General features: G+C 63.1%; 14 protein-coding genes. 7 read left to right on the forward strand and 7 right to left on the reverse strand.

The genetic code is table 11. The features are described 5' to 3' along the window. Position 1: 1 nt before the first annotated feature. Complete coding sequence (locus tag ACQ4WL_RS11000) at positions 2 to 1,015, forward strand: response regulator (protein WP_436509762.1); 1,014 nt, start codon at positions 2 to 4, stop codon at positions 1,013 to 1,015. A gap of 58 nt (positions 1,016 to 1,073) precedes the next feature. Here ACQ4WL_RS11000 and ACQ4WL_RS11005 read toward each other — a convergent pair whose 3' ends face one another. After that, positions 1,074 to 1,601 carry an SRPBCC family protein gene (locus ACQ4WL_RS11005; RefSeq protein WP_436509763.1) on the reverse strand — a complete coding sequence of 176 codons (528 nt, stop codon included), beginning with the start codon at positions 1,599 to 1,601 and terminating at the stop codon, positions 1,074 to 1,076. A 227-nt stretch (positions 1,602 to 1,828) separates the two neighbouring features. On the opposite strand from ACQ4WL_RS11005, the gene ACQ4WL_RS11010 reads away from it, so the two are divergent. After that, positions 1,829 to 2,614, forward strand: coding sequence for a DNA/RNA non-specific endonuclease (locus tag ACQ4WL_RS11010; protein ID WP_436509764.1), 786 nt, complete (start codon positions 1,829 to 1,831; stop codon positions 2,612 to 2,614). 24 nt (positions 2,615 to 2,638) lie between these two features. Next, on the forward strand, positions 2,639 to 2,893 hold the full coding sequence (locus ACQ4WL_RS11015) for a hypothetical protein (RefSeq protein WP_436509765.1): 255 nt from the start codon (positions 2,639 to 2,641) through the stop codon (positions 2,891 to 2,893). Between the two features lie 15 nt (positions 2,894 to 2,908). On the opposite strand, the gene ACQ4WL_RS11020 is transcribed toward ACQ4WL_RS11015, so the two are convergent. The 6 genes from ACQ4WL_RS11020 to ACQ4WL_RS11045 form a co-directional block, all read right to left on the reverse strand. Next, positions 2,909 to 5,245 (reverse strand): M28 family metallopeptidase, encoded by a 2,337-nt coding sequence (locus ACQ4WL_RS11020; RefSeq protein WP_436509766.1) that lies wholly within the window; start codon positions 5,243 to 5,245, stop codon positions 2,909 to 2,911. A 185-nt stretch (positions 5,246 to 5,430) separates the two neighbouring features. Beyond that, complete coding sequence (locus tag ACQ4WL_RS11025; protein ID WP_436509767.1) at positions 5,431 to 8,322, reverse strand: M16 family metallopeptidase; 2,892 nt, start codon at positions 8,320 to 8,322, stop codon at positions 5,431 to 5,433. 77 nt (positions 8,323 to 8,399) lie between these two features. Continuing rightward, positions 8,400 to 8,732, reverse strand: coding sequence for a type II toxin-antitoxin system RelE/ParE family toxin (locus ACQ4WL_RS11030; protein WP_436509768.1), 333 nt, complete (start codon positions 8,730 to 8,732; stop codon positions 8,400 to 8,402). Position 8,733: 1 nt separating this feature from the next. After that, positions 8,734 to 9,021, reverse strand: coding sequence for a type II toxin-antitoxin system Phd/YefM family antitoxin (locus ACQ4WL_RS11035; RefSeq protein WP_436509769.1), 288 nt, complete (start codon positions 9,019 to 9,021; stop codon positions 8,734 to 8,736). A gap of 70 nt (positions 9,022 to 9,091) precedes the next feature. Continuing rightward, on the reverse strand, positions 9,092 to 10,078 hold the full coding sequence (locus ACQ4WL_RS11040; protein ID WP_436509770.1) for a sensor domain-containing diguanylate cyclase: 987 nt from the start codon (positions 10,076 to 10,078) through the stop codon (positions 9,092 to 9,094). Between the two features lie 93 nt (positions 10,079 to 10,171). Next, positions 10,172 to 11,074 carry a sensor histidine kinase gene (locus tag ACQ4WL_RS11045; protein ID WP_436509771.1) on the reverse strand — a complete coding sequence of 301 codons (903 nt, stop codon included), beginning with the start codon at positions 11,072 to 11,074 and terminating at the stop codon, positions 10,172 to 10,174. A gap of 289 nt (positions 11,075 to 11,363) precedes the next feature. Here ACQ4WL_RS11045 and queE point away from each other — a divergent pair, with 289 nt between their 5' ends. From queE to ACQ4WL_RS11065, 4 genes are all read left to right on the forward strand, one after another. Further along, positions 11,364 to 11,999, forward strand: coding sequence for a 7-carboxy-7-deazaguanine synthase (gene queE, locus ACQ4WL_RS11050; protein ID WP_426071268.1), 636 nt, complete (start codon positions 11,364 to 11,366; stop codon positions 11,997 to 11,999). A 10-nt stretch (positions 12,000 to 12,009) separates the two neighbouring features. Continuing rightward, complete coding sequence (gene queD / locus ACQ4WL_RS11055) at positions 12,010 to 12,456, forward strand: 6-carboxytetrahydropterin synthase QueD (RefSeq protein WP_436509772.1); 447 nt, start codon at positions 12,010 to 12,012, stop codon at positions 12,454 to 12,456. Next, the gene (gene tadA, locus ACQ4WL_RS11060; RefSeq protein WP_436509773.1) at positions 12,449 to 12,958 is read left to right on the forward strand and encodes a tRNA adenosine(34) deaminase TadA; all 510 of its coding nucleotides are present in this window, start codon (positions 12,449 to 12,451) and stop codon (positions 12,956 to 12,958) included. Before queD ends, tadA begins: the two co-directional genes overlap by 8 nt. Before the next feature lie 202 nt (positions 12,959 to 13,160). Continuing rightward, positions 13,161 to 15,521 carry a TonB-dependent hemoglobin/transferrin/lactoferrin family receptor gene (locus ACQ4WL_RS11065; protein ID WP_436509774.1) on the forward strand — a complete coding sequence of 787 codons (2,361 nt, stop codon included), beginning with the start codon at positions 13,161 to 13,163 and terminating at the stop codon, positions 15,519 to 15,521. Positions 15,522 to 15,555: the final 34 nt, after the last annotated feature.

Raw genomic sequence — 15,555 nt, forward strand, 5'->3', positions numbered from 1 at the left:
CATGATTGACGCCAATCTGCGTTTGCCGGCTCAGCGTGAGCCGGCGCAAGGCTTGCCGACGATACTCTATGTCGATGACGAGGCCAACGCCCTCAAATATTTCCAGCGCGCCATCGCTCCGTTGGCCGACGTGCTGACGGCCACCTCGGTCGAGGAGGGCAAGCGCATCCTCGACGAACAGGCCGACCGTATCTCCGTGCTGGTGTCGGACCAGCGCATGCCGGGTGCTTACGGCAACGAGCTGCTGTCATACGCCTGGGACCGCCATCCGCACATCGTGCGCATTCTGACCACCGCGTATTCCGAACTGGAGCACACGGTGGAAGCCGTCAACCAGGGGCAGATCCACCGCTACATCCAGAAGCCGTGGGATATCGCGGCGCTGCGCATGGAATTGAAGCAGGCGCTGGAGCTGGCGCGGCTGCGCAATGAACACGCCCAGTTGCTGCGCGAAAAGCTGATGGTGCGCCAGCGGCAAGCCGTCGCCAACCGCATCGGCACCCTGTACGCCCTGTGCGCGAGCCTGGCCGGTCCGGAACAGCAGCTGCCCGTGGAAGCGTATCTGTCGGCGGCCCTGACGGCCGGCGTCACGCCGCCCGAGCCGGACTGGCTGCTGATGGATTATGCCGACCTGGTCAGTTCGGAAGCCTTCCGCGGCACCGCCTTTGCGGCCGCCGTGCGCCAGCAGCTCGACAAGCTCGAGCGCGAGTATCCGGGGCGTGGCGTGGAGCAAGCGATCGACATGCTGCTGCCCGTGTTTGGCGTGGCGCTGCAAAAGCAGGGCGGCACGGCGCTGTTCCTCGATGGACGCCTGCTGACGGAATTCCTGGAAACGCCGACCACCACGCCCGTCTCGTCCATCCACGCATTCTGGCTGGCCAGCTTGCTGTGGCTGGCGCGGCGCGGCTGGTCCTTGCAGCTGAGCAAGACGGAACAAGGCTTGCAAGGCAAGGTGGTGCAGGCTGAACCGGCGCTCACGCCGGACCACCTGGCCGCCTGGATCGAGCAGTTCTGACGGGGCACTCACTGAAACAGGGCCGCGCGGGCCCTGTTTGTGCTTGCTGCGAGCGGGCTTAGCGCTCCGCGGCCGCCTTCAGGTTGTTCAAACCCTTTTCAAAATCCTTGCCGATCATTCTGTCCATGCTGACAAACACCGTCATGACCTTGCTGACGTAAGGGCTGGGGCCTGTCATGGTCCAGTTCACCTTGGTGCTGTCGCCCTCTTGTGTCATGGAAAACGTGGTGGTGTTGTGGCTTTCGAACGGCTTGAGAAAGTCCAGCTTGATGACGGTGCGCTCCGGCTGGGCCGCTTCCGTGATTTCCATGCGGCCGGCGCCCACCTTGTCATTGCCTTGCCACGCATACTGCGCGCCCAGGCCATTGGCCGGGCCCGCAAAGGTGCGGCGCATGGCCGGATCGAGCTTTTCCCATGGCGACCAGGCAGCCCAGTAATGGAAATCCGTAATCAGGGCGGCAATTTTTTCGGGCGGGGCTTTGATGGTGATTTCGCGCTGGACACTGAAGGTGTCGGGTTTGGTGGTGGCATAGCCGAGGATGGCGGCGACGACGACAACGATCAGCAGCAGGGTTTTTTTGATCATATGCTCTCCAAATCTTGAATGGTCGATGCGAACGAATCCAGGCAATCTTAGCAGATATGAATGGCTGTGCGCAGCCTGTTGGCCTTTATTTGCGCCAGCTTTGCGCAGGGCCGCCGGCACGCTCGTTCGCCGCCGCGCGCACCCGCGCACGCCAGGTGTGTGCAAGTTGGTGGTGAGGGCCGGCGTCCGCTAGAATGCTGGCCTGCAACGATTTCACTTAGGGAAATATGATTCAACGATCGATCGCCAGGCTGACCCTGGCGTGCGGCTTGCTGGCGTCCGCCTTTGCCGCGAACCTGGCGCATGCCGATGCCTGTTCCGCCCATTACGTCGATGGCCGCAAGCCGGAAATCACCAACCCCAAGCTGGACGTGGCGACGAAAGAGCTGTGCTACAACGTGTTTGGCGTGATGCACTCGGGTATCACCCGCACGCCGCTGTGGTCGGCTGAACACTTGACGGCGAACAACCTGGAAGCGGCGCAGGACTTGTCGCGCGAAAACTCCTTCCATGCCGAACGCAAGCTGCCCGCCGCCCAGCGCGCGGAACTGGCCGATTATGCGCGTAGCGGCTTCGACCGTGGCCACATGGCGCCCAACGGCGACATGCCGGACCGCCAGAGCCAGCGCGACAGCTTTACCCTGGCCAACATGGTGCCGCAGGATGCGCGCAACAACCGCTATGTGTGGGCCGGCATCGAAGGCGCCGTGCGCAAGATGGCCAAGAAAGAGGGCGACTTGTATGTGATTACGGGGCCGGCTTTCATTGGCGGCAACCTGCGCAAGGTGGGAAGAGTCATTGTGCCCAGCCACCTGTACAAGGCCGTGTACAGCCCCCGCCAGCGCGCCGGCGCCGCCTACTTCATAGCAAACGCCGATACCAAGGCGTATGAAATGCTGAGCATTGCGCAACTGGAAGACAGGATCGGCATCGATCTGTTACCGTCGCTGACGCGCCAGCAAAAACTGCGCATGCTGAGTTTGCCGAAGATCAATAGCAAGTCCAAGAAATAACAAGACCGTCGAAAAGGAAATCCCATGTGCGCAAAGAAATTCGTCCCGTATGCCAATGAAAGCGATGTGCTGGAGATCGGCGGCCTGACCATCGAAAACCGCATCGACCGCGTCAGCATCAGCGGCGACATCGACCTGACCCTGGACAAGCCGGGCCTGGCACTGGCGAAACAGCTGCACAAACTGCTGGGCGACGTGGTGGCGCAGCTGGAAAAGCAGGAACTACCCGACCAGCTGCCGCCGCCTGAGGTGGCGTCGGTGGCCAATCCCTTCGAGTGACGGTGGCGCCAGCGCCTATTTTGCCGGACTGGCGGCGCGATAGTAGCCGTTCCGGCTGATCTCTTCCGGAGCATTCGCGACTTCATACGCGGTCAGGGCGATGGCGATGGCGGCATATTGCTGCGCTGAACGGAATGGCAGCACGTTCTCGTACGTGTCGCGCACCGTGTGATGCACGCGGGCATAGTCGAAATCGCCGAGCACGGTAAATTTCGGCGTCGGCACGCCATGCAGGCTGAAGACGGCGTCATCGCTGCCTGCCCGCGCGTTCATCGCCTTGCTGGCATCGCGCGGCGCATCATGGATGCTCGTGGCGAAACCGAACACGGGGTGGATGTCTTGCAGGGCCCGTTCGACGCGGCCAAACACGTTCTTCCACGCCGTGGGAATCGCGATGCCGTCGATGGCGCCGGGCCGGCCATCGCGGTTGAGCATCATAACGATATTGTTCAATTCGCCCGCATGCCGCTCGGCGAACGCGAACGAACCCTTGCGGCCGATTTCCTCTGCGCCGAAGGCGACCAGCATGATGCTGCGGCGCGGCTTCGCTTCGGATAGTGCCAGCAGGCGCATCGCTTCCAGCATCGTGGCCACGCCGCCGCCATTGTCGGCCGCGCCCGTGCCGCCATCGAAACTGTCGAGGTGGGCGCCGATCAGCACGATTTCCTCCGGCTTTTCCGTGCCGGGAATGCGGGCGACGACGTTGTGATACGTCACCGGGCCCGGATAGAACCAGTTGCGGATGTCAAATTCCAGGGTGACGGACTCGCTGCGCGCCAGGCGCTGGCGGATGTCGGCGTATTGTGGCGCGGCTAGCTTGATGTCAGGCAAGGTCGGCAGCGCCGCCCAGGTGGTGGGCGCCGCGCTGGCGGTATACAGGGGTTCTTCGCCAGACTGGATGGTGCCCAGAGCCCCGGCTTCCATCAGTACCTGGGTGATGGCCCTGGGCTTGTGGATGGCCTTGCCATCGCGCCCGCCACCGCTGTTTTCGCCGCCGATCAATACCCATTTGCCCTTGAACTGCGCAGCGCGCTGCTGCGCCTCTTCCAGGGTGGCCGGCCCCATGATTGCCAGCCCCTGCTGCACGCCACGCGTGCCGGCCGTGTAGGCGGGCGTCGCCATGCGCAAGGGCTGTTCCTGGGGCGCGACCATCTTGCCCGACCAGGGGCCGCGGTTGAAGCCGACGGGCATGTCACCAACCTCTTCCAGTTCGGCCTGCACGCCCCATTGCTGCAGTTGCATGCGCGCCCATTGCGCCGCATGCGTATAGGCATCGCTGCCGGCCATGCGGCCGCCAAAGCGGTTGCTCAGGATGTCGAGCCAGTCCATGGCGCGCGGCTCGCTGGTGCCCAGCGCCACAATCCGGCGCGCCGTGGCGTCGCCAGATGGTGATGGCGTGGCCTCGATGTCGGCATCCCTGCCGGACAACGTGGCCAGGAAGGCGGGCAGCCTGTTTTGCTGGCGCGCCACCAGCGCTGCGTCCAGCTTTGCGGAACGGTGCAGCTGATCCTGTCGCAGCAGGGTTTCATAGGCGTGCAGCACGCCCTGCATGCCCGCCAGGTCGCTGGCGCTTTGCTGCCCCGCCTGGTCCGGGTGGTCGATCTGGAAGGCCATCACGCTGGCCAGGTACTGAAACACCATCGCCTCGCGGATGGCCGTCTGGCTGGCGACGGAGAGCCAGCTTTCCAGCGCACTGGCCGGTAGCATGAAGTCGGGAATCTCCTCGATCCATGCGCCCAGCCAAGCGCCGTCGCGCTGTTGCACGGCCAGGGGATCGCCCTGCGCCTCTTTCGCTATCAGCAGCACGCGCGCACGCTCGGCCGGGGTGGACGGGCCACGCGCGGCGCCGCCTGCTGTTGCCGGTGCGGGCGGCAGCGCCGGTGGCACATAGCGCGCCTGGAGCCGCCTGCCGCTCACAGGCTTGGGTTCGTTCTCGTCGGTTTCCACCAGGCGTGCACCACTCAGCAGGTCGCCTTTGGCCAGCAAGGTCCAGCGGATCGTTACCTCGGTGCTCACTTCCTTGCCGCTTCTCCCCGTGCTGACGCGCTTGCCGCCATGCCTGAAGACGGTGCCGGCGGGGTCGGACGTGCCGTTGACCGTGCGCGGCGACGTAAGCTGGCCCCGTTCGTCGAGCCAGGATATGGTCGCGCGCAAGCTACCCTGGTCTTCGGTGATGTCGAGTATGCCCGTGTCGATCAGGTCGACTTCGACGCCATTCGTCGTTGTCGTGCCCGTCGCCGTCTGGAATTGCCAGTGCCCGGCAAGGGCAGGTGTTTGGGCGTACAGGGTGCCAGGCAGCGCGGCAACGGCGAGGACGCAACTGGCGTAAAGGTGGGGAGGGAGCAGATGCATGGATATCCTTGTCATGGTTTTCACTCGGGAAGAGTCGAAAAACAGTATGGGGATAAGCGGATTGCCAAGATGATGCTTTGCGATCAAGGCGGGGATTTTCGGCTTGAAGGCGCGTTTGGACATGCCGAATACCAGGTCAACCTCGTCCGGCAAGCTGCATCGGACGAGGTTGATCTGGCACAAACTTACTTGGCGAACGCCTGCGCCGCTGGCGTCACGGTGACGGCTGCCGGCTGGATATTCAGCTTCATCGCGCCGATGACCTTGTCTTCATCGAGCAGCGCTTGCGGCTTGTTACCGTCGTACTTGATGGGCGAAAATGCGTCGCTGACGAGCTTTTCCTTCAAGCCGGCCGCATCCTTGGCGACCATCACCACGGACAGGTTCTTTGCCGACAGATGCTGTTTGATGGCGCGGTTGACGTCCGCCAGCGTCAGCTTCGACAAGCCATCACGCATCAGCTTGCTAAACTCGGGCGTGCCATACCATTGCGAATCGAGCGCATAACCGAGTTGCTGGTCCTGCGTCGACGTCATGACGAAGACGTTTTTCATCAGGTAGTCGCGCGTAGTGGCGAAATCGTCCTGCGTCAAGCCGTTGTCGATGAGCTTGCCCAGTTCCGTCAAGGCCACGCGCAGGGCGAAGTGGGCGTTGTCTGGCGCCACGGGGCGTATCCAGATTTCGAACAGTTGCGCCTTGCGGCCCAGGTTCGGGTTCGGGAAGAACTGAACCATGCCGCGCGGGAAGGCTTCGATGTACGCGTAATCGCCATAGTTCATGCCGCGGAGTTCACGGATGCGCTGGTATAGATAGGAATTCGAGGCGCGGTGCTCGCCCAGCCAGGTCTTCGCCAGCCACAGGGCAGGGAAGTCCGGGTGCGTGCGCGTCACTTCCAAAGGCAGGCCGAAGGAAATCGCCGTGGCGCGCGTGTTCTTCTCGATGATTTCTACTTCCAGTCCCTGCGCCTTGCGGCCCGCGGGTTTCACGGTGGCCGGCAAGCCGGGACCGGCCGGCAGTTTGCCGAGTGCCTGCGTCAGCGAGGCCGTCATGGCGTCGGAGACGTCGCCGGAAATGCCCACCTTGACGGCGCCTTGCGCATACGCGCTCTTCCAGAACTGTTTCACATCGTCGAGGGTGATGGCATCGATGCCGGCCACCGTACCAAGTACCGGGTGGCCATACGGCGTGCCTGCATACACATTGGTTTGCAAGCGCTCCTTGGCGAATTCCTCTTCGTTATTGTCCTTCAGGTCCAGCAGCAGCGCGTTCTTTTGCGCATCCTTCAGGCGGCGGAAGTCGTCTTCGCGAAAACCGGGCGAGAGCAGCAGGGGCAGGGCGATGGCGTTGAACTGCGCCCAGTTATCCTTGTGGATGGAGCCCGTAAACGTCGTCATTTCCTTGTCCGTCTGCTGGCTGAAACTGCCGGCCAGCGGGAACAGGGCCTGGTTGACTTCGTCGATCTTGCGTTCGGACGAGCCGCCGGACGCCACCATGGCGGCCGTCAGCGCGGCCAGGCCTTCCTTGCCTTGCGGGTCTTGCGCGGAACCGGCCGTAAACAGCAGCTTGTAGCGGATTTGCGGCAGCGCGGACTTTTGCACCAAGACGTCAAATTTCGCGTTCGTGGCTGCCGGCAGCAGGCTGGCCAGTGTCGGCGTGGTGGCGATGGCGGCCGCCATCGGCTGGTGCGACAGGGTGGTCACCACCAGGCCGTCGTCCGTCAGGTATTTGCGCGCGGCCGCCTGCAGGTCGGCCGGCGTGAGCGTATCGATCAAGCGGTAGTACTGATTGATGGTGGCGTACGAGCGGTCGAAATGCACGAAGGAAGCCAGGGTGCCGGCGATCTGCTCCGTGTTGTCGAGCGAGCGGATCAAACCGTATTTTTCGGCCGACTTGGCGTCCGCCAGGTCTTTCTCGCTCACTGGCGTATCGCGCAGCTGCGCCGCGGTGGCCAATATCGCGTCGCGCACGTAGACGGCGTCATTGACGTTTTTCACGCGCGCGCCCAGCACGGCCAGGGTCGGGTCGACCCGGTCCGGCGTCATGTCGAACAACTGGTCGACCTTTTGTTCGTTTTGCACCAAGCGCTTATACAGCGGCGAGGTGCGACCGAACGACAGCGACAGCAGGGTTGCCAGCGCGGCCTGGTCCTTGTCCTTCACGGAAAACGCGGGCGCGTGGAAGCCCACGGCCACCCATGGCAGGGTCGGCGTGGGCCAAGCCACGTGCTTGTAGACGGGGCCATGCGGCGCGGGTTCCACGGGCACGGCGGCCTGCTGCTTGCCGCGTTGCCAGCCGCTCCAGTATTTTTCCACCAGCGCGATGGCTTGCTGCGGCTCCACGTCGCCGGCGATGATGATGGTGGTGCGCTCGGGACGGTACCAGCGGTCGAAGAAGAGCTTCGAATACGCGTACTGGTTCGGCATGTCTTCGATGTCCTGGATGAAACCCATCGTCGTGTGCTTGTAGGTATGCGTGGTGTAGGCGCTGTCGCGCATCACTTCGAACAGTTTCGAGACGGGATTGGCGCTGTTCTTGTTGTATTCGCCCAGCACGGCCCGCGATTCCGTCTTGAACGCGTCTTCCGCGTAATCGAGGTGCTGGAAGCGGTCCGCCTCCACCTTCAGCACGGTTTCCAGGTCTTGCTTGGCAAACGTCGTGTGGTAGTTGGTCAGGTCGTCGCTGGTATAGGCGTTCTGGCGCGCGCCGGCGCGGGTGATGACTTCCTGGTATTTCTCGGGCGGATAGGCCTTGGTGCCGCGGAACATCATGTGTTCAAAAAAATGCGCGAAACCGGACTTGCCCGGCTCGACTTCATTGCGCGAACCCGTCTGCACGGGAATCTGCAGCGAGACCAAGTTCGGGAAGCCGGTCGGCACGATGATGATCTTTAATCCATTGGCCAGGGTCTTTTCCGTGGCCTTGAATGGCAGTAAATCGGCCTTGCTGGTGGCGGCAGCGCTATGGGCGGCAACCGGTTTGACGGGTGCGGCGGCCAGGTTCGACGAGGCCATGGCCGACAGGGCCAGGGCGAAAGCGGGGATGAATGTGGGTAGCAATGCGGGCAGGACTCTTGACACGAGGGCTCCTTCTTTTTGGATGTTATGAAAGTGCAACGCCGCAGCATAGAATATTCGTGCCGCCCTGCATAGGGGTTCTAAAAGTCGGGCCGCAGGATGCGCGTGGTGAGATGGGTCAGAAAGTCGCGCCGGGTCGGCAGGAACATGCGGATGTAGACGATGCCGTGCGCGCGCTCATGGTGGTAGACGACGCGGATTTCTTCGCACAGGCGTTGTCGCACATCCATGCCGACTTCGCGGGCAGCCTCGATGGGCGCGCCGCTGTCGGGAAAGGCTTTCAGGTCAGCGAATAATTGCCGGAAAGCCAGGAGGAACTGCGCTTGGGCGGCTGCCGCATGGCGCGTCTGGAAGTCGCTGCGCAATTCCCTGAAATCGGCTGCGGCGCTGTTCAGCACGACGATGCGCGTCATCTCAAGCCTGGTCGAGGCTGGACAGGAAGTCTTCTTCGGACACCACCGCGCCGCGCGCGATTTCCTGGTTGCCCAGGGCGACCAGCTTCATGAACGCGTGCTGTTCCTGCATCTGCCGCGCTTGCCGCTTGCCTTCCTGATACGCGTGCATGGACAGCACCACCATCTTCGCTTCGCCATTTTGCGTGATGATGATAGGCTCGTCCTGGCCTGCATCGAAGCCGTTGACGATTTCCGTGGTATTGGCCTTGAGGTAGGAAATCGGCTTGATGCGTTCCTTGAAGTCCATGGCGGCTCCGCGATTGAAATAGTAGGACAGGACTAAATATACACCAAATTTGGTCGTGTTTCTTTGTTGCTTACGTGAGCGTGGTTTCCGGCAGGCTGATGCGGTTGCGGCCCAGGTGCTTGGCGCGGTACAGGGCGCAGTCGGCCGTGTGGATCAGCTGCCCCGGTTCCGTGCCGGGGCCGGGCAGGGCCGTGGCGGCGCCGATGCTGACGGTGACGCAGGCCCCGTCGGGGCGCTTGCGCGGCAATTGCAGCCGTTCCACGCGCTGGCGGATGCGTTCGGCCACGATGGCCGCGCCCTTGAGCGACTGGTTCGGCAGGATGACGGCAAACTCTTCGCCGCCATAGCGGGCCACCATGTCGTTCGCGCGCATTTCGCTGGCCACGGCGCCGGCCACCTTGCGCAGGCACAGGTCGCCGCCCTGGTGGCCGTGGCTGTCGTTGTACTCCTTGAAATTGTCGACATCGACCATCAGCAGCGACAGGGGCTGGCCTTGCCGCTGAGCGCGCTGCCACTCGGCCAGGATGGTGTCGTCGAAGCAGCGCCGGTTTGCCAGCCCCGTCAGGCCATCGCGCGTGGCCAGGCGTTGCAGTTCCACCTGCGCGCGCTTTTCATCGGTCATGTCGCGCAGGGTTTCGACTACGGCGAGCAGTTCGTCGTCATTGCCGTAGATGGGGCTGGCATCGACGGCCAGGTAGCGGCGCCGCCCCGTGCGCGGCATGTCGCACCAGTTTTTCGCGCACAGATTGCTGCCGGTGCTGCTGCGGTATTGCTGCTGCACATGCAGCGCGCGCATGTCGCCGCCGCGTCCGGCCAGTAGCAGGTCGGCCAGCGTGGGGCGCTCGTCGTTGTAAAAGCAGCGGCCCGGCTCATGCGTGCCCAGTACTTCGCTGGCCGGCACGCCCGTCAGCTGCTCGCAGGCGCGGTTCCAGATCATCACACGTCCATGCACATCGAGGACAAAGGTGGGCACCACCAGCAATTCCATCATCTTGACGGCGAAACCCTGGGCTTCACCATACGGCGATGCGCTGGCATGTGCGTGGCTATCCGGCATGAAAGCATCCTTCTTGGGCGTGAATGGGTGGGGCGGGCTCCTTGGCCATGATGCAGCGTGGAGTAACGATGGTGTTGATGTAGAGCAATATTTTCAGCGATGGGCCATCGCTTCATCGTGGCGGCAGCTCGGCAGGGGCAGCGACAGGTGCAAGGTGGTGCCGGCGCCGCTGTGGCTGTCGATGTGCAGGCTGCCGCCGGCGGCAGCCACGCGCTCGTGCATGCCGGACAGGCCGCAACCGAGGCGCGGCGGCGAACCCGACAGCCCGACACCGTCGTCGCTGATGCGGCAGGCGAGGGTCTCGCCCGCTTGTTGCAGGGATAGCTGGACATGCGTGGCGCGCGCATGGCGGGCGATATTGGCCAGCGCTTCCTGCAGCGCGTGGTATAGCAGTGGACCGTGCGCGCTGCCGGCGGCGGCGTCGAGCCGGTAATCGCAGCTGCAGTCGATGCCCGTACTGCGCTGGAAGTCCGCCAGCAAGCCGTCGCACGCCGCTTGCAGGCCGGCATCAAGGGTGGGCGGGCGCAGGTCGTGGATGACGCGGCGCAGCGCCGCGATGCTGAGGTCGACATTGCGCGCCATCACGGCCAGTTGCCGCGCCAGCTGGGGCGTCGCGCCATGCGTGCTGGCCTGCAGCATGGACAGGTCGATTTTCAGGGTCAGCAAATGCTGGCCCAGGTCGTCGTGGATGTCGCGCCCGATGCGCAGGCGTTCTTGCTCGCGCGCCTTGCGCTGTGCGCTGGCCAGGCGCGTCCGCTCTGCGTCCGCGCGCAGTTGTTCCAGCGCCTGCAGGCGCAGCGCCAGCCGGTGCTGGCGCCACAGCAGCAGCGCCACTGCGCCCGGCAGGAGGGCGCAGGCCGTCATCAGGGACCAGGGCAGGCTGGCTTGCGCCAGTGGCCCGGCGGCATGACCGGCATACAGGAACGCGAGTGTGCCGGCCGTCAGGCAGGCCAGAATGCTCCGGCGGTACGGCAGGCGTATCCAGCGTTGCAGCATGTCCTTGCTCCCTAAATGTTTTCCAGCGGGCAATGTTCTTACAGAAAATATATTAACTTTGGGCTATTTATATTGTCTAAACGCAAAAGCTACGCAGTTATGCTTGCCGCTGTGGCTTTCTTGTCCGTTGAGGCAGCGGTGCCAGGTGGCGGCCACGGCATTTGCACGGGAAGTGTCGCGGCGACATATAATAGAGGGTTGTCAATCGGCTTTTGCGGTTCCGGCGCTGTGCGCGGGGATCGCTGCGGTCGCCCTGTGCGAGTACGCCAGCCAGCTCTTAGGAAATTCAGTGACTTATAGCATCAAAGAGATTTTTTACACCCTGCAGGGCGAAGGCGCGCACGCGGGCCGTCCGGCCGTGTTTTGCCGCTTTTCCGGCTGCAACCTGTGGACGGGGCGCGAAAGCGACCGCGCCACGGCCGTGTGCCAGTTTTGCGACACGGATTTCGTCGGCACGGACGGCGAACTGGGCGGCAAGTTCAAGACGCCGCAGGAACTGGCCGCCCTGATCGATAGCCTGTGGCCAGCCAGCTATGCGCCCAGCAAATACGTGGTGTTTACGGGCGGCGAGCCGCTGCTGCAACTGGATACGGCCCTGATAGCCGCCATGCATGCAGTGGGCTTTACCATCGCCATCGAAACGAACGGCACCTTGCCCGTGCCGGCCGGCGTGGACTGGATTTGTGTCAGCCCGAAGATGGGTTCCACCTTGGTCGTACACAAAGGCAACGAAATCAAGGTCGTCATTCCCCAGTTCCAGCAAGACCTGGCCGCCTATGAAGGGCTCGACTTCGAGAACTTCTTCGTGCAGGCGATGGATGGCCCCCTGGCCGCACACAACATGCAGCTGGCTATCGAAACGTGCAAAAGCAACCCGAAGTGGAAGCTGAGCCTGCAAACCCATAAACTCCTGCAAATCCCTTAATTCAAATAATATGCTGACTATCACACGCAAGCTCGAATTCGACGCGGGCCACCGCATTCCCGACCATAAAAGCCAGTGCCGCAACTTGCACGGCCACCGCTACACGGTGGAAATCACCCTGGTCGGCAAGGTCATCGAAGCGGAAGGCAATTCCGACAATGGCATGATCATGGACTTTTCCGACGTGAAAACCCTGGCCAAGCAGCACCTGGTCGATGTGTGGGACCACGCCTTCCTGGTTTACGAAAAAGATGTGGCCGTGCGCGACTTCCTGGCCAGCCTGCCCGACCATAAAACCGTCGTCATCGACCGCATCCCGACCGTGGAAAACCTGGCGCGCATCGCCTTCGAGATCTTGAAAGCGGCGTTTACCGACCATTTCGGCACGGGCTTGCACTTGCATAAGCTGGTGTTGCACGAAACGCCGAATTGCTGGGCAGAAGTGAGCGATGACTGAAGTGCACGATAGCGCGCAGGACGCGCGCTACATGCAACTGGCCCTGGAGCAAGCCCAGCATGCGTGGGACTTGGGCGAAGTGCCCGTCGGTGCCGTCGTCGTCAAGGAGGGGGAAGTCATCGCCGTGGGCTACAACCAGCCCATCGGCCGCCACGACCCCACGGCGCACGCGGAAGTGATGGCGCTGCGCGCGGCCGCCGAAAAGCTGGGCAACTACCGGCTGCCCGGCTGCGAGCTGTACGTGACCCTGGAGCCGTGCGTCATGTGCTCGGGCGCCATGCTGCATGCGCGCCTGGCGCGCGTGGTGTACGGTGCGGGCGACCCGAAGACGGGCGCCTGCGGTTCCGTGTTGAACCTGTTCGAGCAGCCGGCGCTGAATCACCAGACGGCGATCGTTGGCGGCGTGCTGGCCGACGAGTGCGGCGCTTTCCTCAAGCGCTTCTTTGCCGAACGCCGCCGCGCCCAGGCGCAAGCGCGCAAGCTGGCCAATCCGCTGGCCTGACATCGGCCCACCATGCCAACCTTGCCAGCCATCCCGGCTGGCATTTTTGCAACTGTTGCGAAATAACATCTGTCTAGACCACTTCGGCATTCTCAAATGAGAATGATTCGTGTTACAGTATTGTTTTCGCCAGCAAACTTCCCTTGCGCATCGTTATCGATCCGGGTTCAAGAGCCAGCCTTTACTCTTAGACCGGATCATCATGACTACTGTGCTTCCGCAGCGCACCGCTGCACCCGTCGTATCCCTCGCGCCACTTCCCGCTCGCCACCACAACCTGGTGCTGCGCGCCGCCTTGCTGAGCCTGTTCGCCGCGCCGATGCTGCCTGCCTTCGCGCAAACGGCCGCCATCAATGCGGGCACGGCCGCCCAGGAACCGGCCAAGCTGCCCGTGTTTCCGGAAATCGTCGTCAATGCCAAACAGGATTACGAGCGCCGCGCCGGCACCAGGACGGTGATCCGCAGCGACGACCTGGAGCGCCGCAACGTGACGGACATGGCCGGTGTCGTGCGCTATCAGCCGTTGATCAGCACGCCAATGGCGGCCTCGGGCGGCGGCGGCATCTGGGATGGCGCGGGCAACACGGGTTACAACATCCGTGGCCTGGAAGGCAACCGGGTCAGCCTCGATGTCGACGGCATTTCCCTGCCGGATGCCGCACCCAAGCCGGACAGCACTACCCTCAACGCCTTTGGCATGGGCCGCGATTATTTCGATCCTGAAACTTTCCGCGAAGTGCGCATCGATTCGGGCACGACCTCCGTCAGCGGCGCCAATCCTGGCCTGGGCGGCGGCGTGGCCTTCATCACCAAGTCGCCCGAGGACTACCTGGGCGAAGGACAGGACCATTACGTGGCGTATAAATACGGCCGCGCCACGGTCGACCGCAGCAATGCGCACACCCTGACGGGCGCCGCCAGGATCGGCGCCAGTCTGCAAAGCCTGGCCGTGTACGTGCACCGCGATGGCGAACAGCTCGATAGTCGTGGCAGCGCGCCCGTCAACCCGGACGACTGGCATTCGAACGCCTTGCTGTCGAAGCTGGTATGGGCCTTGCCGGGCGAACAAAAGCTGGACTTGACGGTCGACATGTTCGAACGCAAGAACAAGCGAGACCTCAACAATAAAGTCAGCGCCATGTACCCGGACGGCGTGCAGCAGGATTCCACCACCAAGCGTACCCGCGTCAGCCTGGGCCACGATGTGGCGCTCAAGGATTTCGCCCTGTTCGACCGCCTGACCTCGAAAGTCTATCTGCAGAACGCGAAGATCGAGGACAAGAGCAAGGGACGCTATACCTACCGCGGCAACTCCCTGCGCGCCATCGACACCAGCTTCAAGAATGACAGCATCGGCCTGACCTCGGAAGCGTTCAAGCAGCTCAACGCCGACAATGCGCTGCTGTATGGCGTGCAGCTGGAACAGGCAAAATCGCGCCGCCCCTGGATGGAAGACCGCACCGTCATCGCCACGGGCGCGCACGAGATCACGCGCAAGAACCGCATGGCCGACATGGACAGCACCAAGCTGGCGCTGTATGTGCGCGACGACTACAGTTTCAATGTGGCCGGCAAGAAGGCGGTCCTGACGCCGGGCCTGCGCGCCGACTACCGCAAGAATGAGCCGAAAAACCTGCAAAACTATGTGACCGCCGTGCCGAATGCGGCCAAGGAAGTGCGCAAGGAAAGCGACAGCTATTTCACGCCGAGCCTGAGCCTGTCCGTGGAAGTCGTGCCGCAAATGAACGCCTACGCCACCGTGACGCGCGGCACGCGCTTGCCGACGGCGGCCGAACGCACGGGCACCTACGATTCCTTCAGCTACACGAGCACGAATGGCTATGCCATCCTGGGCAATGCCAATTTACGCAAGGAAACCAGCAAGGCGTATGAACTGGGCGTGAAGGGCGATGTCGCCAAGGGCTTGAGCATGCATGCCTCCGTCTACCAGACGGAATACAAGGGCATGATCGAGTATCTGATGCAGGAAGATGATCCGGTGAACTACCCCACCATCACCCAGGGCTTGTACCGTCCCGAAAACATCGGTAATGCGCGCACCTGGGGCGCCGAGCTGACCCTTCGCGCGGAGCTGGGCACCTGGCTGCCGGCCATGCAGGGCTACCGCGTCGACCTGGCCACGGGCGTGGCCAAGGGCCGCTCCTTCAATACCCTGACGGGCGAGAGCGGTGGACTGGCCTCGGTGGCGCCCGCCAAGACGGCGCTGACCTTCGGCTACGACCATGCAAACGAGCTGTTCGGCCTGGCCCTGACGGCCGTGCATGCGGGCGAGAAACAGGCGCCGAACGACTTGTTGATGGGCACGACCGCGCCGCGCTTCAAGGTGCCGTCGTACACCATCTTCGACTTGTCGACCTACTGGAACGTGCACAAGAACGCCAAGATCATCGTCGGCGTGTACAACTTGACGGATCGCAAGTACTGGGACTACGCCGCCGCGCGCAGCCTGTCTGCCGGCACCACGGCCGCCAGCCGCGCCGAGATCGAGCGCTACGCCAAGCCGGGCCGCAACGTCGCCGCCAGCCTCAGCGTCAATTTCTGATTTTTACCGGGGAGGGGTGCTTGCCCCTCTTTTT

The organism is Janthinobacterium kochi (genome assembly GCF_051380715.1).
Lineage (GTDB): Bacteria > Pseudomonadota > Gammaproteobacteria > Burkholderiales > Burkholderiaceae_D > Janthinobacterium.